This is a genomic window from Streptomyces sp. NPDC050743, from assembly GCF_044456925.1.
Lineage (GTDB): Bacteria > Actinomycetota > Actinomycetes > Streptomycetales > Streptomycetaceae > Streptomyces.
Genome location: NZ_JBITGJ010000094.1, coordinates 1 through 18,065, shown reverse-complemented (window position 1 = coordinate 18,065; position 18,065 = coordinate 1). Strand labels below are relative to the sequence as shown.

Annotated in this window: 22 protein-coding genes and 2 pseudogenes; 12 read left to right on the top strand and 12 right to left on the bottom strand. The window is 68.6% G+C overall.

Translation table 11 applies throughout. The annotated features are described in order from the left end of the window. The first annotated feature begins 46 nt into the window (after positions 1-46). Complete coding sequence (locus ACIBJF_RS43325; protein WP_399182611.1) at positions 47-1,372, top strand: sensor histidine kinase; 1,326 nt, start codon at positions 47-49, stop codon at positions 1,370-1,372. 283 nt (positions 1,373-1,655) lie between these two features. On the opposite strand, the pseudogene ACIBJF_RS43320 reads toward ACIBJF_RS43325, so the two are convergent. Further along, positions 1,656-2,581: pseudogene (locus tag ACIBJF_RS43320) on the bottom strand (MerR family transcriptional regulator). An 87-nt stretch (positions 2,582-2,668) separates the two neighbouring features. Between ACIBJF_RS43320 and ACIBJF_RS43315 the strand changes: the two are divergent. Both ACIBJF_RS43315 and ACIBJF_RS43310 read left to right on the top strand, forming a co-directional pair. After that, positions 2,669-3,175, top strand: coding sequence for an NUDIX hydrolase (locus tag ACIBJF_RS43315; RefSeq protein ID WP_399182609.1), 507 nt, complete (start codon positions 2,669-2,671; stop codon positions 3,173-3,175). Further along, the gene (locus tag ACIBJF_RS43310) at positions 3,099-3,974 is read left to right on the top strand and encodes a methyltransferase domain-containing protein (RefSeq protein WP_399182607.1); all 876 of its coding nucleotides are present in this window, start codon (positions 3,099-3,101) and stop codon (positions 3,972-3,974) included. Before ACIBJF_RS43315 ends, ACIBJF_RS43310 begins: the two co-directional genes overlap by 77 nt. 40 nt (positions 3,975-4,014) lie before the next feature. On the opposite strand, the gene ACIBJF_RS43305 is transcribed toward ACIBJF_RS43310, so the two are convergent. The 5 genes from ACIBJF_RS43305 to ACIBJF_RS43285 all read right to left on the bottom strand — a co-directional run bounded on the left by ACIBJF_RS43305 (position 4,015) and on the right by ACIBJF_RS43285 (position 6,866). Beyond that, the gene (locus ACIBJF_RS43305; RefSeq protein ID WP_399182605.1) at positions 4,015-4,392 is read right to left on the bottom strand and encodes a hypothetical protein; all 378 of its coding nucleotides are present in this window, start codon (positions 4,390-4,392) and stop codon (positions 4,015-4,017) included. Then, a complete protein-coding gene (locus tag ACIBJF_RS43300) occupies positions 4,386-4,895 on the bottom strand; it encodes an ABC transporter permease subunit (protein ID WP_399182603.1) in 510 nt (169 codons plus the stop codon). Before ACIBJF_RS43300 ends, ACIBJF_RS43305 begins: the two co-directional genes overlap by 7 nt. Next, entirely contained in the window at positions 4,882-5,016 is a 135-nt protein-coding gene (locus ACIBJF_RS43295) for a hypothetical protein (protein ID WP_399182602.1), read from the bottom strand. Before ACIBJF_RS43295 ends, ACIBJF_RS43300 begins: the two co-directional genes overlap by 14 nt. A 99-nt stretch (positions 5,017-5,115) precedes the next feature. After that, positions 5,116-5,829, bottom strand: a complete 714-nt coding sequence (locus tag ACIBJF_RS43290; RefSeq protein WP_399182630.1) for an ABC transporter ATP-binding protein — start codon at positions 5,827-5,829, stop codon at positions 5,116-5,118. A gap of 2 nt (positions 5,830-5,831) precedes the next feature. Beyond that, positions 5,832-6,866, bottom strand: coding sequence for a hypothetical protein (locus ACIBJF_RS43285; protein WP_399182600.1), 1,035 nt, complete (start codon positions 6,864-6,866; stop codon positions 5,832-5,834). An 80-nt stretch (positions 6,867-6,946) separates the two neighbouring features. Here ACIBJF_RS43285 and ACIBJF_RS43280 point away from each other — a divergent pair, with 80 nt between their 5' ends. Together ACIBJF_RS43280 and ACIBJF_RS43275 are read left to right on the top strand one after the other, a co-directional pair. Further along, entirely contained in the window at positions 6,947-7,258 is a 312-nt protein-coding gene (locus ACIBJF_RS43280) for a PadR family transcriptional regulator (RefSeq protein ID WP_399182598.1), read from the top strand. Further along, positions 7,255-8,019, top strand: a complete 765-nt coding sequence (locus tag ACIBJF_RS43275) for a hypothetical protein (RefSeq protein WP_399182596.1) — start codon at positions 7,255-7,257, stop codon at positions 8,017-8,019. The genes ACIBJF_RS43280 and ACIBJF_RS43275 overlap by 4 nt, the downstream gene beginning before the upstream one ends. 297 nt (positions 8,020-8,316) lie before the next feature. Here ACIBJF_RS43275 and ACIBJF_RS43270 read toward each other — a convergent pair whose 3' ends face one another. Then, positions 8,317-10,332, bottom strand: coding sequence for a SpoIIE family protein phosphatase (locus ACIBJF_RS43270; RefSeq protein ID WP_399182594.1), 2,016 nt, complete (start codon positions 10,330-10,332; stop codon positions 8,317-8,319). Between the two features lie 471 nt (positions 10,333-10,803). On the opposite strand from ACIBJF_RS43270, the gene ACIBJF_RS43265 reads away from it, so the two are divergent. Further along, the gene (locus ACIBJF_RS43265) at positions 10,804-11,346 is read left to right on the top strand and encodes a DUF4231 domain-containing protein (RefSeq protein WP_399182592.1); all 543 of its coding nucleotides are present in this window, start codon (positions 10,804-10,806) and stop codon (positions 11,344-11,346) included. Between the two features lie 220 nt (positions 11,347-11,566). On the opposite strand, the gene ACIBJF_RS43260 is transcribed toward ACIBJF_RS43265, so the two are convergent. After that, the gene (locus ACIBJF_RS43260; RefSeq protein WP_382726858.1) at positions 11,567-11,992 is read right to left on the bottom strand and encodes a winged helix-turn-helix transcriptional regulator; all 426 of its coding nucleotides are present in this window, start codon (positions 11,990-11,992) and stop codon (positions 11,567-11,569) included. Positions 11,993-12,154: 162 nt separating this feature from the next. Between ACIBJF_RS43260 and ACIBJF_RS43255 the strand changes: the two genes are divergently transcribed. The 5 genes from ACIBJF_RS43255 to ACIBJF_RS43235 all read left to right on the top strand — a co-directional run bounded on the left by ACIBJF_RS43255 (position 12,155) and on the right by ACIBJF_RS43235 (position 14,842). Beyond that, positions 12,155-12,745 (top strand): flavodoxin family protein, encoded by a 591-nt coding sequence (locus ACIBJF_RS43255; RefSeq protein WP_399182589.1) that lies wholly within the window; start codon positions 12,155-12,157, stop codon positions 12,743-12,745. A gap of 6 nt (positions 12,746-12,751) precedes the next feature. After that, entirely contained in the window at positions 12,752-12,877 is a 126-nt protein-coding gene (locus ACIBJF_RS43250) for a hypothetical protein (protein ID WP_399182587.1), read from the top strand. Positions 12,878-12,894: 17 nt separating this feature from the next. Next, complete coding sequence (locus tag ACIBJF_RS43245; protein ID WP_382726866.1) at positions 12,895-13,137, top strand: tautomerase family protein; 243 nt, start codon at positions 12,895-12,897, stop codon at positions 13,135-13,137. An 841-nt stretch (positions 13,138-13,978) separates the two neighbouring features. Then, positions 13,979-14,380 carry a hypothetical protein gene (locus tag ACIBJF_RS43240; RefSeq protein ID WP_399182585.1) on the top strand — a complete coding sequence of 134 codons (402 nt, stop codon included), beginning with the start codon at positions 13,979-13,981 and terminating at the stop codon, positions 14,378-14,380. A gap of 183 nt (positions 14,381-14,563) precedes the next feature. Then, positions 14,564-14,842, top strand: a complete 279-nt coding sequence (locus ACIBJF_RS43235) for a hypothetical protein (RefSeq protein WP_399182583.1) — start codon at positions 14,564-14,566, stop codon at positions 14,840-14,842. A gap of 230 nt (positions 14,843-15,072) precedes the next feature. Here the strand turns inward: ACIBJF_RS43235 and ACIBJF_RS43230 are convergent, their stop codons facing one another. Next, positions 15,073-15,306: a transposase family protein gene (locus tag ACIBJF_RS43230; protein WP_399182628.1), complete on the bottom strand. Its 234-nt coding sequence runs from the start codon at positions 15,304-15,306 to the stop codon at positions 15,073-15,075. Positions 15,307-15,680: 374 nt separating this feature from the next. On the opposite strand from ACIBJF_RS43230, the gene ACIBJF_RS43225 reads away from it, so the two are divergent. Continuing rightward, complete coding sequence (locus ACIBJF_RS43225; protein WP_399182581.1) at positions 15,681-16,283, top strand: DJ-1/PfpI family protein; 603 nt, start codon at positions 15,681-15,683, stop codon at positions 16,281-16,283. A gap of 119 nt (positions 16,284-16,402) precedes the next feature. Here the strand turns inward: ACIBJF_RS43225 and ACIBJF_RS43220 are convergent, their stop codons facing one another. From ACIBJF_RS43220 to ACIBJF_RS43210, 3 genes and pseudogenes are all read right to left on the bottom strand, one after another. Beyond that, positions 16,403-17,242, bottom strand: a complete 840-nt coding sequence (locus ACIBJF_RS43220; protein WP_399182580.1) for a transposase family protein — start codon at positions 17,240-17,242, stop codon at positions 16,403-16,405. A gap of 63 nt (positions 17,243-17,305) precedes the next feature. Further along, positions 17,306-17,761: a hypothetical protein gene (locus ACIBJF_RS43215; RefSeq protein ID WP_399182578.1), complete on the bottom strand. Its 456-nt coding sequence runs from the start codon at positions 17,759-17,761 to the stop codon at positions 17,306-17,308. Positions 17,762-17,980: 219 nt separating this feature from the next. Continuing rightward, a pseudogene (locus ACIBJF_RS43210) lies at positions 17,981-18,065 on the bottom strand (IS5/IS1182 family transposase); the annotation flags it as partial.

Below are 18,065 nucleotides of genomic sequence, written 5' to 3'. Positions count from 1 at the left end.
TGCGCCTCGCCCCGCGCGCCCGCCCGAGCCGCCGCATGATGAGAGCATGAGACAGCGCGTGGTGCGAGTCGCCCTCACCGCCGCGTTGGTCGCCGTGGTCCTGCTCGCCGTCCCCCTGGCCCTGGCCATCAGGTCCTCCCTGTACGCCGGGCAGCGGGACACCCTGGAACGCGCGGCCCTCGCCGCGGCCGTACGGGTGAGCCCGGACTATGCGACCGGTGATCCGGTGGAACTGCCCAGGGCGCCGGCAGGGGGGCATCTGGGCCTGTACGACCCGCAGCAGGCCAAACGTGCGGGCAGCGGCCCCCGGACGGCGGACGCGCCGGTCCACCGCGCCTTTGGCGGAGAGGTGGTCCGGGGGCGGTCGGGCGGCGACCTGGTCGCCGCCGTACCGGTCTCCCATGCCGAGCAGGTGATCGGCGTGGTCCGCGCGTCCTCCCCCGCTGACGCCGTACGCGACCGAGTCCTGGCCGCGTGGGCCGTGCTACTGAGCGTGACCGTAGTCGCGCTGACCACCGCGGTGCTGGTCGCTCGTCGGCAGGCTCGGGCGCTGGCCGCCCCGTTGGAGGACCTCTCCCGACACTGTCGAGCCGTCGCCGAAGGGGACCTGAATGCGCGGGCGGCCCCCAGCAACATCGCCGAGATCGATCAGGTGGCCCGCACGCACAACACCATGCTGCACAGCCTGTCCGAACTCCTCCGCCGGGAACGGGATTTCGCCGCCAACGCCTCCCACCAGTTGCGCACTCCGCTCACCGGCCTGCAACTGGCCCTGGAATCGGGTCTCGCCCAGGACGACGACGCCCGTCTACGCCCCGTGCTGACCGAGGCACTGGCCACCGCCCATCGCCTCCACCACACCGTGGAGGAAGTGCTGCGCCTGTCCCGCTCCCCGGACCGGCCCCGCCCGGCCGCCGGGGACATTGCGGTGGCACACCTCCTTCAGGAGACACAGGAGCACTGGCACGGCCTGTTCGCCGCCGACGGCAGACGCCTGGAGTGCGGCACACATGACGCACCCGCGGATGTCCTGGTCCCCAGCGGCCCCGTTTCGGAGGTGCTCGGCGTCCTGCTGGACAATGCACGGGTGCACGGACGCGGAACCGTGCGACTGGTGGTGCGGGACCTGAACGACGCCCTCGCCTTCGACGTGAGCGACGAGGGAGCCGCGGAGGGCGAGCCAGCGCAGCTGTTCGACCGCGGACACACCGGCGGCGGCCACGGGACGGGCATCGGCCTCGCCCTCGCTTCCGAACTGGCCCACTCCATCGGCGGCCGACTCTCCCTCACCAGAAGGACTCCGGCCACGTTCACCCTCCTCGTCCCAGTCCGCGGGCCCGGCTCCGAAGGCAACGCACCGGCCTGCAGATGAATGCCTCCCACCAATTGCCCCTCGCCACCAGCGGCTTCGCGCTCTATGACGGCGAATGCGAAGCGGTTACCGGCCTGCCACCCTCGTTGTTGCTCGCGCGCCCACCGAGCCGCGCCGGCCTCGTCGTCGATGCCGGAACTCGTCCAGCGGCGCAGGGAGTCATCCCGGTGCAGCTCGACCAGGTCGGCCGTGTCCGCCGCCCGCCAGGGACGCAGCGGGAGAGCGGTCGACGACTGTGCGGCGACCGTCTCCAGCAGGGCAACGATCTTGTTCGGCGGCCGCATCATCGGGCCGCTCGCGCGCTCAGGGCTCGGACGGACCAGTCGATCAGTGGCGCCAGTGGTTCCGGGGCTGGCCAGTCGTTGATCACGGCAAGCAGGTCGAAGTACCGGTCCTTGCGTGGATCGTTCGCTGCTTCCAGCCGGTGCAACAGCCAGCCGTGCAGCTGGGCGTCGTAGGGGCGGCCGAGGGCGAGCGCACACTCGGAGGTGAGCGTCGCGACCACGGGATCGGCCTGCGGTGAGTCGGGGCTGATTCCGGATCTCACGGCTGGTTCCACGAGTTCGCTGATGGCGACGATGTCCGGGCGAGGTGGCGTGCCGGCGCCGTCGGGCGGATCGGCCACGTGGTCGTCGACCAGGCTTCGTATGGCGTCATGAAGCCCGGGGTCCAGGGACAGCTCCGCCAGCTCCACCCATGCCTCGACCTGTTCCGGTGTGGGGCTGTCGGGCAGCTCGGGGGTCATGGAACGCCGTACGGCGGCTCGGCCGGACACGGCGTGATGGCCGTCGAAGACGACGTCGAGGAATGCGCCGATCAAGCGGCGTCTCTCGGCTTCGGACAGCGTGGCGAGCTGGTGCATGCGCTCCATCTCCTCGAAGGTGGGCTCGCGTCTGGCCGCGGCGGTCAGCACCGCTTGCCGCAGACGCAGGATGCTGATCTGCACGTTCAGGGCGGCCGCATGCTCGGCGGCGACTTGGCCGAGCGTGAGTTCCTGGTTCGTGACACGCCGGATCACGTCAAGGCCGAGGCCGAGCTCGCGCAGTGTCCGGACGAGGGCCAGGCGTCCGGGCCGTAGCGGCGGTATCCGGCGGGGGTGCGATCGGCCGGCGTCACGATGCCGCCGTCGGAATAGAACCGGATCGTCTTGACCGTCAGCCCGGTGCGCCGAGCCAGCTTACCGATCGAGTAAAGGGTGCCGCCGTCCATGACCCCACCTTCATGTCTCCCTCCGCGGGAGAGTCAAGCCCTTCTTCTCGCCATGTGCCATGTGATCCGTGGATAGCATCGGCGTTTGTGACGCTGACGCAGCGGTGGACTTCCCGTGTTCTCCTGGTGGACGACGACGATCGCCTGTTCCTGCTGTGCGGCCGTGATCCGCGCAGGCCGGGGGCACGATGGTGGTTCACCGTCGGTGGTGGCGTCGAGGACGGCGAGAGCTATCCCCAGGCTGCCGTGCGTGAAGTCTGGGAGGAGACGGCGCTGTCTCTCCCCGTTGGGCGCTTGGGCCCCGTTGTCTGGACCCGGCAGGCGATCTTCAGCGTGGACGGCCGTGTCTTCGACCAATACGAGGAATACCGCCTTGCCCGCGTCACGGCCGATGAGGTCCGCGGGATGAACGTCCGGACGCAGGAGGCTCGTTACGGGCATCGTTGGTGGTCGGCAACGGAACTCGCCACCACTGCGGAGACCGTCCGACCGAAGAGGATGGCTTCTCTCCTGCCCGATGCGCTGTCGGCCGTGGGCCTGGCCAGAGCCCCTGTGCATTTGGGCAATTTCAACGAAGACACTGATCCGGAGTAGCCCATTGGTACGGTTTGAGCGGCCGAGCCATATTTTGCCGGGATACAACCCCTATAGTTGGCTGGGCAGTTGGTTGACTGGGACGCATGACATCATCTGCGTTCGAGACGGACAGGCCCGACCCCGTCAGCTATCTCGACCGGCTCGCCACGAGCGATCTCGCCCGCTCCTACAAACGGCGGATGCTCGACGCACTCGACCTGCGTGCCGGACACCGGGTGCTCGACCTCGGCGCGGCCCCGGTACCGACCTTGAGGCGCTCGCGCAGGCAGTCACCCCAGCCGGCGCCGTCGTCGGCGTCGACCGCGACCGGAACATGGTGGACGCCGCGCGGGCCCGCACCGCTGGTGAGGCCATGGTGGACGTCCGGCACGCGGACATCCACGACCTGCCGATGCCCGACCTCACCGCCGACCGCGCCCGCACCGACCGGGTCCTGCAGCACATCGCCGATCCCCTGGCCGCGCTCGGTGAGATCCGCCGGGTCCTGCGGCCGGGCGGGCGGCTCGTCATGGGCGAGCCCGACTGGGAAACCCTGGCCGTCGACCATCCGGACAGCGACCTGACGCGTGCCTGCACCCGCCATGTGGCCGAACCGGGTCGTCCGCAACGCGGGGATCGGCAGGCAACTGGCGCGCCTGGCGATCGAGAGCGGCTTCAGGGTGCCCACGGTCATCCCTGTCACACCTGTCTTCCGGGACGTCCAGGTCGCGGACAAGTTCCTCGGCCTGGAACGCACCACCCGGCGCGCAGTCGAGGGCCGGCTATTTCAGCGACCGGGCGGCGGAAGCCTGGCTGAGCCATCTCACGCGGGGCCCCTTTCTCGCGGCGGTGACGTTCTACATCGTCGTGGCCGAGACGTAGTCGCCCGTCGCATGGCCGTGCTCGTCGCGGAGCTCGAGCATCGGGGGCGGAGCGGGTGTCATGCCGCGGGGTCCCGTCGGACGAGCACGAGGACGGCGGCGCAGGTGGCCCAGGGTGATCGTGGCCACCTGCGCCACGATGCCGGTGCCGAGGTGGGCGGTCCCTGAAGGGTCGAAGAGGTGGGTCCAGTCCTGCCAGTAGTGCACGGGCAGGACGATTTGCACGGCGTGCAGGGCGTGCGAGCCGTTGAGGATGCTGGCTGCGATCACGAAGGCGACGACGGCGCCGAGGGCCTCGATTCCGCGGGGCAGGAGAAGTCCCAGGATGAACGCGATCGTTGCGATGCTCAGCATGCACAGCAGGCAGTAGCCGGTTGCCGACAGGACCGGGTGGCCGTCTCGCCGCCGGTGAGATTCGGAGCGCCGATGATGTGGAACGGGTGCCAGCCGTAGATGGCAACGCCGGCGAGCAGGCCGGCCGTCAGCACGCACAGGGTGGCGATCGCGGTCACAACGGCCAGAGCTCCGAGCTTGGCCGCCAGCAGGCGTGCTCGGCTTACGGGCGCGACATACAGGTAGCGCAGGGTTCCCCACTCTCGGTCGGACGAGGCGATCGCGGCGGCCGGCAAAGCCGCCATGATCGGCAGGAGCAGCGGTTCGATGAACGCCATGCTCGCCATGGCGTGGTTGAGCGCGGAGTAGGGGGAAGCGCCGAACAGGCCGGTCTGACGGCCGTTGCGATGCCCCGCCTCGGATGCGTACGAAAAGCCGGACAGCACGGGGACGGCGGCCAGGCAGGCCAGTACGACGAGCGTGCGGATCCGCAGGAGTTGGGTCGTCAGTTCAACGCGCAGCATGCTCGCTAGCTCCTTCGGTCATGGTCAGGAACGCTTCTTCCAGGAACTTGCTCTCCTGCTGCACGGACGTGACGCCGATGCCCTCCGTGACCAGCGCGCGTACCAGGTCGCGGGAGTGCACGCCGGGGGCGGTGACGACGATCTCGTCCCGCTGTGTCGTAACCGTCGCGACGCCGGGCAGTGCGCGCAGTACGGCGGCAGCCTGCTCGGTGTCGTCGACCTAGAGGCGGTAGGCGCCGGCGGCGCCGAGCAGTTCGTCCATCGGTCCTGCGGCAATCAGTCGGCCGTGGTTCATCACGACGACGTGGGTGGCCAGTTGCTGCACCTCGGCGAGCTGGTGGCTGGAGACGAGCACGGCGGCCCCTCGTCGGGCCAGCTCTCCCAGGTACTCGCGCAGGGCCCGGACCTCGCCGGGGTCCAGTCCGTTGGCCGGCTCGTCCAGGATCAGCACGTCGGGCTTCCGCATCAGGGCCTGGGCCAGCATCAGCCGCTGCTTCATCCCCATCGAATAGCCCTTGACCTTGCGGTCGAGCGCCTCGCCGAGCCCGGCGAGATCCAGGGCGTCGTCCAGAGCGGGGGGCGGCCATGCCCGTCGTGTCGCCGACCACAGGAGCCGCAGGTTGGCCCGGCCGGTGAGGTGCGGCACGAACGCCGGGCCGTCGATGAGCACGCCGACGCGACGCAGCACGTCCGCGCCCAGGCCGACCGGCTCGCCCAGGAGGCGCGCGCTGCCGGTGTCCGGGGACGACAGGCCGACCAGCATCCGCATCGTGGAGGTCTTGCCCGCCCCGTTCGGGCCGAGCAGCGCGCAGATCTGGCCGGCTTGCACGGTGAGGCTGAGCTCGCTGACGGCCTGCCTGCGGCCGTACCGTTTGGACAGCTCGCGGGCGCAGATCGCAGGAGTTGCTCGGTCGTGCGGTGTGGACGGTTGCATCGTCACGTCTTTCCCCGGTGCTTGTCTGGTCGTCGAAGGTGGGTGGCGGCCCCGCCGAAGCGGTGGCGCGAGCCGGAGAAGTCGTACGGGAAGCAAGCGAGCAGGAGAGCGGCTGTGACCAGGGACGTGACCAGACCGGCGCCGAGCGTGAGGGCGGCCAGGGCCGGTACGGACGTCAGCGTGCCCGTCCCGAACACGGGCCACAGTGCGTCACGGAACGCCGTCGCCACGCTGATAGCGACGCACCCGGCGACGGCCGATGCCTCGGCGATACGGCGGGGCCGGGTGCGCGCCGGCCGGGCGATGAATCCGGCGACCGCATTGCTGATCACGCAGAACGCGAGGTTGGAGGTCGCTGCGACGACCAGAAACCAGGCGGTGAGCAGCGGATCCGTCCAGCCCTCGCCGATGGCCTGCGCACTGGTGAGGGCCGCCGCGGCCAGCGTGCTCAACGTGACGAACACCGTCATCGCGCGACGGCGCACCCAGACCGCCGCGTCCGGGCCGACCCTGCGCCGCAGCACGGGAATCCGTCGGCAGAGGAAGACGGCGTCGCCGAGCCAGTCATGCCGCCATGGGCCGGCCGAGTCGTGCCCTCGGTGGCCTCTCACGAGCAACACCGCAACCGCCACGGTGAGTACGGAGTTGACGACCAGCCCGCCGATCAGCACCGATGCCCATGTCCCCGAGGACGAAGCAGGCGTCCTGGCGACGACCGCAACCCACTCGAATACGACCGTGAGCCCGATCAGCGTGACCATCGCCCCCGCCGCACGCACCGTCTGCTGCACCCGGTCCGCGCCGCCCGGTGCCCGCCACGCGAGCAGCCGTGACGCGATCACCAGGGCGAGCATCGGCACCGTGAACTGAGCCAGGGACACCATCACGTCGTACGGGTCGTCCTGCCACGGGCTGGCGGCCCTGACTGACTTGTCCTGGGTCGCCAGCACCGTCAACGCCTCGAACACACCGGCCGCGCCGAGGCTCGCCCAGACCACGGCCGAGGAAGCCCGGCCGTTCTCCTTCACGTGTTCCATGGGCCGTCATAGTACGCGTCTCGTACTACGTGACAAGTAGTATCGCGGTTCGTAGTATGTGGATCGGAGGAAGGAGGCTCATGCACAGCAATGACGCCCAGATGCTCGTGCTCACCGTCCTCGCGGACGGCCCGCTGCACGGATACGCCATCAACACCGCGATCGAAGAGCTCACCGGCCGCAGACTCGGCCCCGGCAGCCTCTACGGCGCGCTGTCCAGGCTGGAGGGGCGCGGGCTGATCCAGCCCGCGGACGAGGCGGCCGAGGCCCAGGAACGCCACCGCACCATGCAGATCACCGACGCGGGCCGCGACCAACTGCGCGCCGAACTCCAGCAGATGGCCCGGATCTCCGCCGCCGGCCTGCGCGCGCTCGGGATCACCCCGGCATGAACGCGGCCACGCTCCTGACCCGGCTCTACCCGCCGGCCGTGCGCGAGCGATGGGGCGAGGACATCCGTCACGAGGTGTCCGCCTCCGGAATCCGCTCCTGGCCCGACGCCCTCGCGGGGGCCGCGCGGCTGTGGCTCCACCCCGGCGACTGGCCCGAGACGTCCAGCGGACAGACCCGCCGCGTGCTGACCGTCGCCCTCTTCACGCTCACCGCGGCCACCGGGCTGCTCCTGCGCTCGGCCGAACCCTCCGCCACCCTCACCGCCGACATCCACCACCCCGCCACCAGCCTGTGGCTCGCCCCGCTCCTGCTCGGCATCGGTCTCGCCGCACCGCTTCCTCCGCTGAGCGGCGCAGCGCTCCGCAGCCTGACCGCCGCGGCGGCCCGCACCCTGGCCGCCCCGACCGCCGCAGTCGTCGCCCTGTGCCTGACGGCATGGAGCGGCACGGCCGAACACCTCACCGGCTTCGCCGACACAGCCGCGGTCACCTCCTACTGGCTCACGCTGGGATTCGTCGCACTGCGCCTGTGCGTCCTCGTCGCCCACATCGCCCGAACCGCCACCCTGCCGACCACACGCCGACTGTCCGCGGCCCTTCTGCACATCGGGACAGGACTGACCCTCGCCGCGGGCCAGAACCTCCTCGCCGCCGTCCGCACCGCCGTCAGCCCCGGCTCCCTGGCCGAGAGCACGGCACTGGGCCTCCTGGCCGCCACGGCCCTCAGCGCCGGCCACGATCTACGGCAGAAGAGGGCATAGTCCCCAGCCATTGGAGTGCGACCAGCGCTCCGCGAACGCCGGGTGCCGGTATCGCTGAACCGTTCCCGACCTCTGACCCCTGACCCAGGAGTTGCCGATGAGCGCCGTGTCCCCGAAGGTCGGAGGGTGAAGGGAGGCGCGGCCGGAGATCGGCGATCAAGCGCCGGACCCCGACGGACGATTTATCGACACCCGCGGGGTTCCCATCGCAGCAAGGACCACGCCCAGCGCACGTACCGCACGATGGAAGCCTCGTCCTGACCTGCGTGGTCCCGCAGCACGAAGGGAAAGGCGCCGTCATGTGCGCCTGATGACCAGCACGGCCACGTCGTCGAGGTGGTCCACCGCGACCGCGGCATCGAGGATCCGGTCAGCGGTCCCCTCTGCGTTCAGCCCGTCGCGGAGGGCCTCGGCGGCCAGGGTTCCGGCCCGCTCCAATCCCGCGTCCAGCGTCAGGCCCGGCCCTTCGACCACGCCATCGGTGAGCATGACCAGGGCAGCGTCCTCCTCCAGCGTGAAGGTCTCCTCGCCGTACTCGGTGTCGGGCACGACCCCCAGGACCGGACCGCCCGGCAGCTCGCGGATGTCGTGACTGCCGTCCCTGCGCGCGCACAGCACCGGCACATGGCCGGCGCTGGTCCCCGTGACCCGTCCGCCTTCCGGGTCGAGATGCAGGATGGTGCAGCTGGCGAATCGCACAGGGGCCATCGCGACGAGCAGCTCGTTGATCCGCGTCAGTAGGGTTCCCGGATCCAGTTCCTGGGCGGCGATCACACGCATGGACAAGCGCACCTGCCCCATGAAAGCGGCGGCATCCACATCGTGCCCCTGGACGTCGCCGATCTCCAGACCCACCGTACCGTCAGGCATGAGGAAGACGTCGTACCAGTCTCCACCGATGTCCAGCCCGGCCTGGCTGGGCACATAGCGGGCAGCGACCTCCAGGCCCGGGACGTGCTCGGGCAGTGTAGGGAGCATGCTCCGCTGGAGCGCCGTGGCCAGCTCGACGCGGGCCTGCTGCAATCGGATGCGCTTGAGCGCCTGCCCCGCCAAATCGGCCAGAGTACTCATGAGAGCGCGCTCGTTCGGGGACGAATGGTGCTCGCTGTCGTAGGTCACCCCCCAGGCACCGAGTGGCTGGTCGCCGACCGGGCTCAGGGGGGCGATCGACGTGGCCACATAGGAGCCGAGCCACGGAGCGCCGCCTACCCCCGGCCAGCGGCGTAGGTTCTCCTCCTGATTCGGGATGAACTGCGGCGTGCCGGTTCGGATCGCTTCGGTCAGCGGTCCCGGCTCATCCAGCAACAGTCCGTTCATGTCGTCGGCCTGCCGCGGATCGACCCTGGCATCGGAGGCGACGCGTAGGCGCCCCGTCCCGCTGTCGAAGAGTGCGAGCATGGCGCCCGTGCCGCCGAAGGTCGCGGCAACCCGTGTCAGGACGACCTGCTGCAGTTCCTGCTCGGTGGCGGCGGTGATCAGTGCGGAGGAGAAGGCAGCGATCTCATCGGCGCGCCGCCGCTCGGTACTCAGCGTGGCCAGCACTTCCTGTCGGTCCTCCTCGAGCCGGGTGTCGTCGCGGATCACCCCGAAGACTTGCTCGGGGCCGCCATAGCCCAGCTGGATCCGACGGGTCTGGCAGGCCAGATGGTGCCACTCGCCCCGCTTGGCGAGGAACCGAAAGCTGATCCAGGGGGACTGAGCGGCGGTCGAGTGCATGATCCGTCTCAAGGCCTCCCGGTCATCTGAGTGAACTCGCCGAACCACACTGGACAAGGAGACCGTGGCCTTTGGGAACAGCTCGGCCAGGGCGGGTGCGCCACCCAGCCATTCCAACTCCTGCTCCTGGGATGAGTACCCCCACAGGCCCAGATCCGCAGCTGCGGCCGCCAGCCGGAACGGGATCAGCAGACTGCCCAGGTCGTTGCCCGCGTCCACCGAGTGCACCCACACCAATCGATCGCCGCCCCCGAGATCCTCCACCGGCCGGGCCTCGACGAGGCTGACCACGGACGCGCCACCCGGCCCCGCGAACTGCAGCACACGCATCGAGACCGTCTTCGTCGTGGCCCCGTGCACCAACAGCCTCTCGGCCGCGGCCCGCTGGGTTTCAGGCAGCAAGCCAAGGAAGTCATGACCTACGCACTGCTCCGCCGACCCGCCCAGCATCACGGCCATCGAGGCGTTGAGGGAACGGATGGTGCCGTCCAAGGTCAAAAGAGCCGACGGTTCACTTCTCCGAATGAGTTCGTCCAAGGTGCCCATCTGCCGCTCCTTGAGAATCATCGAGCAACTACCCAAATGATCCTTTTCCATCGTATTCCGGATGTTTCTCCGATACTCGCGTAAAGGCTCGCGCACCCGCCCTACGCCGCCTCGAAGCCGTCATAAAAGGCAACCGACCCCGCCGGACCGCGCAAGCTTGCCTGGACCGCCCCTGAGCCGCACGAAGGTGCACAAGGGCAAACAACACCGACAACCGTCGACGACTGGATCGCAGGTCACAGCGTTGATCGACGATCAGCTCGTCGCGCTGGTCGACATCCGACAAGTCACAATTGTCGTGTCAGTAGGCCGCGGGGCCCCAAAGCCTGCGCTCGGATTCACACCGGCGCAGGGGACACATCCGAACCGGGCGTCCGCCACGGCACGCCAGCATGAGCACCGCATCGGCACAGCAGGCCGGGGCGAACGGACGTCGCCGAAGAGCCGACCCCGAACACGAGGCTCGAGGTCGTCGCCATCCTGCTGGCCGGCGTCGACCGTGCCCTGCACTTCTTCCACCGTTTGAGGGTTGAGGGTGGGCGGCGCCGCGCTCCCGCTACCGGGCACGCCCGAAGGAAGTTAGTTCTGGCGTTCACCGGGTTCCTCCGAGGATGCCCCGGCCTTCGGGCCGGGGAGGAATCGGACTCCTGCGAAGCAGGGCAGGGACAGCCGGATCGCCGTCAGGGCGATCCGGCGTCCACCCCGCACGGCGGTGATGCCGCCCACGACGATCGAGAGCTCTCAACTGTCACTGCCACAGTGCTGAGCTTGATCGTTGTCGGCTCTGTCTCCTTGGAGAGCGTGTACCGCTACCGCGAACAGTGGAAAAACTACAGGTCGACCGAACAACTCCTTGGGCATGAGCGGATCTACTTCGAGACCAAGGTGGGGCCCTACGCAGGTCTCTCAGAGAGCGAAGCATTCACGACCTTGGTCGCCCGGGTAGAGAGCGCGATCGCCAACGAGAACTCTGCAACCCTCAACGTAATGACCTTGGGCGGCCAGGTAAGCACCGACGTTCAAACACCCCTCAGCATCCCAGGGGCCAGGCGAGAGCCCCAGTAGATCGGGCGTGCCACTCGCGTGCCAGAACAGGCGGGGACTCGCGGGGAACCGTGGTACCTCAGGGCATAGCAAGCGCACACGGCCAAAGTCAGGAAACCCGCAGGTCACGTGAGATGCCACACCTCGCTCGGGAGGCCCTGTTTCCTTCATCGCATCAGGCGACATCCACCGGCACGGCGTCCCCTGGGCGGCTGAGTCGTAGGGTCGGGCCCGACGGCGACTATGGGCGGTGGTTTTGTGCGTCCTGTGTCGTGTCGTAGCGATTCCGGGCGGCGAGCACCTCGGGCATCTGGCGTTGGACCAGGTCGATCAGGTCTAGCAGGCGTGCGGCGGTCGCCTCGCCCAGTTCGGTGAGTGTGTAGTCCACCCACGGAGGGTTCCCGGGCTGCGCCGAGCGATGCACCAGGCCGTCGCGCTCCAAGGCACGCAGGGTCTGCGACAACATCTTCTCGCTGATGCCATCGACGCGCCGTCGCACTTCGTTGAAGCGCAGCGTGCCCGAGCTGAGCGCGCTGAGCGTCAGGCCGCCCCACTTGCCCGTGACGTGCTCCAGCGTCGGCCGCGATGGGCACGCGCGAACAAAGACGTCGAAGGCTCGCTCGCTACCTGCCTCGGTGTGCTCCTGCGTCGTGCCGTCACTGTGCATCCACGAAGCCTACCAGCAGTTAGCACTTACTACTGGTTTGCGCTTTCTAAAAGAACGTGCTCTCCTTGCGGGTGTCGGCTCACCCCGGTGCCTCCCATACCCGGGGCAGCACCCCACCGAGCAGCACGCATCTACACGTATCTGTTTAAGGAGAAAGTGATCGTGACCACACCTGTCATCTCCATCGCCTACCACTCCGGCTTCGGCCACACGACAGTCATCGCCGAGGGCGTCCGCGACGGCGCGGCCGCCGAGGGCGCCACTGTTCACCTGATCGACCTTGAGCAGATCTCCGACGAGCAGTGGAGCCTCCTCGACGGCTCGGACGCGATCATCTTCGGCTCGCCCACCTACATGGGTACCGCCTCCGCCGTCTTCCAGGCCTTCGCCGAGAAGACCGCAAAGCGGATGATCACCCAGCAGTGGAAGGACAAGATCGCGGCCGGCTTCACCAACTCGGCTTCGAAGAGCGGCGACAAGCTCAACGTCCTCCAGAACTTCACGGTCCTCGCCGCACAGCACGGCATGCACTGGGTTGCCCTGGGCCTGCTGCCCGGCTGGAACTCCTCAACGGCGTCGGAGAACGACCTCAACCGGCTGGGCTTCTTCCTGGGCGCCGGTGCCCAAAGCAACAATGACCAGGGCACGGAGGGCGTACACAAGGCGGACGTCGCCACCGCCAGGGAATTGGGCAAGCGCGTCTCCGAGGTCGCCCGGGTGTATGTGGCAGGCCGCACCGCACTGGCCGCCTGACGACGGGTGCGGCCCGCCCGGGTCCTGCGCCGCGCGGACCTGACGACGCCCGCCCCGGCGCTCACCGTCGCCCACGGCTTCGCAGGCCGCATCGGAATCACCGACCTGCACCCCCAGCACGCCAGCCGCTGACAAGAACGGAACCAGACATGCCATTCGCAAACTTCAAGGTCCCCGCCGGCACCCTCGCCCCCGAACAGAAGGAGAAGATCATCCACCGCACAACGGAGCTCTACGTGGAGATCTTCGGCGAACGCGCCCGCGCCACCACCATGGTGCTGGTCGAGGAGGTCGCCGACGGCGGCTGGGGGATCGGCGACCAGGTGCTGACGCTCGCTGCGCTGCAGGGCGGCGGCGGGGGCGGGTCGGACGGGTCGGGTGGCGAGGTGTAGGGCTGGGGAGGTGAGGCGGTCCGCTTCGGGCACGGCGGCGATCTCGCCGCGCCTGAACGGATCGTGCGTCGGGGTCGGCATGTTCCTGCTCGGATCCGCCGACGACATTCGTTCGCGGCGACGATCGCTGTGACGTGCGGTCTTCGCCCCAGCGTCAGCCCGTACTGGTAGCCGGATTCGGTCCTTTCCGAAGGCGGCCTGCTGCATTACGCCGAGCGGTTCGCCGAGGCCGGGTTGTGAGAGGGCGGTTCATAAGGCTTTGAGTCGTGGCTGCAGCTGTCGTCGGCGCCGTTGTTCCGCTAGCGCAGCGCCGGGGACATGGCGCGGTGTCGGGAGGCGATGCTTCCTGACGGCACCTTTTGACGGCAACACCGGCGCACGTTGCCGTATCCGGAGCACCAATCGCGCACCATTCGGGGCAGGCGGGGGCAGCCTCACCCGGGCTCATTGGACGGCCCGGATGATCTCCTAAAGCGGGTGTCACAGGTCCGAATCCTGCCCAGAGGCCCCCGTGTGCGCGGCCCATGCGATTTCCTGCCTCGCCCTTTAGGTCACAGCGGACGACGAGCCACGGTACGGCAGTTGAGCAGACATGCGGCTCCGGCAACGTCCACGGCCGGGCCGTCCCTGGGCCGTCCGAGGCCGACCACCGCTGATAAACGCCGACAAGTGGCCACGGCATCTTTGCAGGTCGAAGCTGCATGCAGTCCCAGAGTCCCAAGTCGGCCTAGCCGTACACCACTTCCAGAAGAACTGACGGGGCATGATGCGCTGGTCAGCGAACGAGCAGCCGGGATTGGGTAGGTTGGCTCACCATCGGCTGAGCACTCAGACTGGGACCATGCCCCGCAAGTCTCGTCGTAACGAGTCGTTTCAGCAGTTCCTCGCATCGATGGCACCAGCTGATCCGCCCGAACAGTGGATGTCCGTCGTCGAGACTGGTGTGATCGACGAGCACGCCGGAACTCGGTGGCAGCTGAAGCGTGGTCCTCTGGACGTTCGGGTGGCTCGGCGATTGGCCACCTCAGCATCGTTGATGGTCATTGGGGACGGTGCAAGTACGAGGTTCCGAGATGTCCCCGTTGACCAGCGCACCGAGACCTGGACGCGTGCAGAGGCGCGCTACGAAGGTCCGGGAGGGATCATCAAGGGCCCAGATTGGCCGATCGAGCCTGTGTATAACGCGTACGAGTTTGAGTCGGACGATGGCCGTTCGATGTTGCTGCTGGATGAGACTTGCTAGACCTGTACAGCAGCGAGGTACAGCGCCCGCTGGGACCGCAGACGGCCAGCAGTAGCCCTACCTGGCTCTCCGACCAGCGCAACGACGGTCAGCGACCGTCGCGCCCGCAGTTCGCATCGAGCGGCGAGCACGTCGACCGATGGCTTGACTCAGTCATGGCGACTCCGCCGACTGCATGGCAAGGTGCAGCTGTCCGCAGAGCACTCGGCCTTGGCGGCGACCACGTTCACCTGTCACGATCAAGCCGTGGTCAACCTTTCGAAGATCGCGAGGCAGGCAGACATCTTCCTCGACCTGATGGGCGTGGCGGTCGGTTCACTACTGCTGGTGATCGGTGTCGAGACCTACCGCGACGGTGGGTCAGTGGGCTGGCCCATTGCCGGATCAGTGCTGTTCTTGATCAACCTCTGGGTAGCCTGCCGTCGATTCGCCCGGCGCAGGAAGCCGACTCTGTCGTCGTAGCCACACGCAGCCAGCCACCGTGCCCCATACGTGCCTGATAGGGCGGTGACCGACGGTGAACAGCGGGGAACCATGGTGCACAGCCCAGGAACGCGCAGGTCAGCGTTTTGCCAGCTCAGGCGGGATCCACATACGCGATCTTCCAAACAAGTGCTCCAGGACGCGGGCAGCGGCGCTTGACTGGGTCATTGAGCCTTTCCCGGTAAGCGATCATGCCTGTGTGTGATCGTTTAGACGGTGCGGTCGTATTCGAGCTGGAGCAGGACGAGGGCTGCGGCGGCGATCTGGGTGATGCGGCTGGGATCGAGGCTGACCCGCCGCAGGGCCTTGAAGGTGGTCTTGAGCAGGGCGTTCGCGCGTTCGCACATCCCGTGGATGCCTCGGATGACCCTGTTGAAGGTGTGCTGGGCTTCGGTGAGTTCACCGCTGCGGGCTTCTTGACCGGGTGACGGAAGCCGTCTCAGGTGTTCTCGTAGGCGAGGTCGACCAGGGTCAGTGAGTGGTGTGCATCGTGAAGTCGCAGGTCACGGGTCTGGTGTGCGCGGGGCGCGGGATGCTCGTGCTGGTCGTGGGCGGGTGACTTCAGTGAAGATCATCGGTGCCGAACTACTGATGGCCGAGTGCGAGGACCGCGACCGCCGCTGGCCGAACGCCGCATCCGGGCCGCGCACTTCCCCCGGGAGAAGTCCCTGAGGTTATCTGGGGTTGGAGTTCAACGGACTGGCGTATGCCCTGTGGGAACGTTACTGACGCGTCGGTGACGTGCTGGGCGGGAGCGGATTGAGGGCCAGGCGGAAACCTCGTGGCTGCGCGAGATCGAGCCTGCTTGGATCGCTGTATGAGCAACGAAGACGTGCGGCAGATCGGGATCCTGTTGTTCCCCGACGTGGAGGAGTTGGACGCGGTCGGCCCCTGGGAGGTCCTGTCCTACTGGACGCGGGTCTTCCCCGAGGACGAGTGGGCGGTGTTCTGCTTCTCCGCCGACGGCAAGCCCGTGACCTGCTCGAAGGGGCTCACGATCGGATCGCATTACTCGATGGACGACATGCCCCCGCTGGACATCCTGCTGCATCCCGGCGGCCGGGGAACCCGGCCTCAGCTCAACGACAGCCGGCACCTGGAGTGGGTGCGCCGCCAGCGCCGGTCGGTTCCGCTCATGACGAGCGTGTGCACCGGCTCGCTGGTCTTCGCCGCGGCCGGCCTGCTGACCGGGCGTCCGGCCACCACCCATTGGGGCGCGTTGGAACGGCTCAGGGAACTCGACCCGACCATCGACGTGCGGGCCGACGAGCGGTTCGTCGATGACGGTGACATGGTCACCTCCGCGGGGGTCTCGGCCGGCATCGACATGGCTCTTCACCTCGTCGCCCGGCTGTCATCTCCGGAACGCGCGCGTCAGGTGCGCCGCGGTATTCAATACGATCCGCAGCCACCGGTGTGACCTGGCCGTTTCGACGACGATCAGTCGGGCAGGCCGCGCTCGTTGAGCCGCCGTTGCAGGCGGAGGATCTCTCCGTGCGCGGCGGCCAGACTCTGTTCAGTTCCTGGACTTGTTCGCGGTCAGCGGGAGACTTCGTGGTTCGTGAGGACCAGCAGGGCCCTGACCAGGGCGGTCGCCCAGGCCGGGTCGGTGCGGACCTTGCCGAGCACGCGCCAGTTCTTCAGGTGGGCGAAGCCGTGCTCGACCGGGGCCCGGACGGCGGCCAGCGCATTGTTGGACAGTTTCTGCCCTCGGGTCAGGGGCCGGTTGCGGGCGGCCTTGTAGCCGGTGATCACCGCTGGGTCGGCGTCCGGGCCGCTGTCGTCGAGGCTGGTGAAGCCCAGGTCGGCGATGGCGCCGAGCCCGGCCGCCCGCAGTTTCGCGGTGAGCCGGCCGTGGCGGCAGGCGGTGATCTCCGAGGAGCGCCCAGGGCGGGCCGCCGAGACCCACAGCAGGCGGCCCCGGTCGTCGGTGAGCGCGATCACGAGCAGGCCATGGCATTTGTGCTTGCCGGAGTAGTTCTTCCGGTTCGCCGTGCCGGTGCGCCGCCGGGTCCGTATCAGCGTGCCGTCGAGCAGCACCACCCCGCCACCCGTTCGGGCGATCTTCTTCAGCGCGCGGTCCAGGCGCGGGGCGCGGGCGGCGAGCAGCCCGACGGCCTCGCGCACCCACCGGGTGACGGTGGTGCGGTGCACTGCGTTCCCGCCGGCGAGGTCGCCGGGCCGCTGGTCACAGCGCAGCACCGCCAGCACGATCCCGGCGATCTTCCCTGCTGGCAGGGCCCGCCACCGCGAGCCGATCTTCTTGCAGTGGCTGCGTATCAAGGTGGCGAGGTAGTTCAGGGTGGCGCTCGACAGCGGCAGTCGGGCGGTGTAGACAAGGCCGTCAGGGCCCTCGACGGGGCTGGTGTTGTTCTTCACAAAACACGTCAACTGCCGTCGCGGGCCCGCCGGTTACGCCCCGACGCCCTGTCCCGGTGCGGATTACCGGCGTACGGTGAACCGTCCGTCGGGCCGCTTGTGCAGCCAGCCACGATCGGCGAGCTTGGTCATCTTCGCCCGCAGCGGTTCCAGCTTCCCGCGCACCGCCACCTCCAAGCCGAGTTCCTCGCCCACCGCCCTGACCTGCACCGGGTCGTCCGCTGCCCGTACGATCGCCAGGATCTTGCGGTAATCGCCGGGCAGCGTGGTCTCGTCCGGGTCCTCGCCGCGGTGCGGGATCAGCAGGACCGCCCTGCCCGCCACCCGGGCGGGCAACGGGGAGGCAGCCACGGCGATCTCCGCTTGGTCCCGGTCCTGTTCGGCCAGCCGGTTCAGGACCCGCTCGGCGACCAGCAGTTCCTCCCGCTCGGCCTGGACCTCCTGCGACTGCTTGGCCAACTCCTCGGCGAGTGTGTCCAGTTCGCTTCGGCGAGCGGTGATCCGCTCCAGGTCTCCCATGCCCTGCACCCGCCCGCGATCTCACCGCGTACCGCCCCGGTCACGGATCGTAGGAGCGGTCCCGCGACGAGCGCAGCGGAACCCGGGAACCGCCTCAGTCGAACGGGCAGACGATCTTCACCATGGACACCTGTCGCCGACCAGCACGAGCGCGGCAACTCGCCCGCACACCAGCCCACCTCACCCGCACGTTTCACGATGCACGGGTCTCAGTGTGCCCAGTTGGTCGGCGAGCCGGTTCAGAGCATCGACGAGCCCGTGGTGGCGGGCGCAGGTGGTGTCGTGCTCGCGGCCGGGCCGCACC

Bases quoted from the DNA above. Each gene is read 5' to 3' on its own strand.
- ACIBJF_RS43325 (WP_399182611.1), top strand. From the start codon at position 47: ATGAGACAGCGCGTGGTGCGAGTCGCCCTCACCGCCGCGTTGGTCGCC.
- ACIBJF_RS43310 (WP_399182607.1), top strand. From the start codon at position 3,099: ATGCGCTGTCGGCCGTGGGCCTGGCCAGAGCCCCTGTGCATTTGGGCA.
- ACIBJF_RS43305 (WP_399182605.1), bottom strand. From the start codon at position 4,392: ATGCTGAGCATCGCAACGATCGCGTTCATCCTGGGACTTCTCCTGCCC.
- ACIBJF_RS43300 (WP_399182603.1), bottom strand. From the start codon at position 4,895: ATGCTGCGCGTTGAACTGACGACCCAACTCCTGCGGATCCGCACGCTC.
- ACIBJF_RS43290 (WP_399182630.1), bottom strand. From the start codon at position 5,829: ATGCAACCGTCCACACCGCACGACCGAGCAACTCCTGCGATCTGCGCC.
- ACIBJF_RS43285 (WP_399182600.1), bottom strand. From the start codon at position 6,866: ATGGAACACGTGAAGGAGAACGGCCGGGCTTCCTCGGCCGTGGTCTGG.
- ACIBJF_RS43280 (WP_399182598.1), top strand. From the start codon at position 6,947: ATGCACAGCAATGACGCCCAGATGCTCGTGCTCACCGTCCTCGCGGAC.
- ACIBJF_RS43275 (WP_399182596.1), top strand. From the start codon at position 7,255: ATGAACGCGGCCACGCTCCTGACCCGGCTCTACCCGCCGGCCGTGCGC.
- ACIBJF_RS43270 (WP_399182594.1), bottom strand. From the start codon at position 10,332: ATGGAAAAGGATCATTTGGGTAGTTGCTCGATGATTCTCAAGGAGCGG.
- ACIBJF_RS43260 (WP_382726858.1), bottom strand. From the start codon at position 11,992: ATGCACAGTGACGGCACGACGCAGGAGCACACCGAGGCAGGTAGCGAG.
- ACIBJF_RS43245 (WP_382726866.1), top strand. From the start codon at position 12,895: ATGCCATTCGCAAACTTCAAGGTCCCCGCCGGCACCCTCGCCCCCGAA.
- ACIBJF_RS43240 (WP_399182585.1), top strand. From the start codon at position 13,979: ATGCCCCGCAAGTCTCGTCGTAACGAGTCGTTTCAGCAGTTCCTCGCA.
- ACIBJF_RS43225 (WP_399182581.1), top strand. From the start codon at position 15,681: ATGAGCAACGAAGACGTGCGGCAGATCGGGATCCTGTTGTTCCCCGAC.
- ACIBJF_RS43215 (WP_399182578.1), bottom strand. From the start codon at position 17,761: ATGGGAGACCTGGAGCGGATCACCGCTCGCCGAAGCGAACTGGACACA.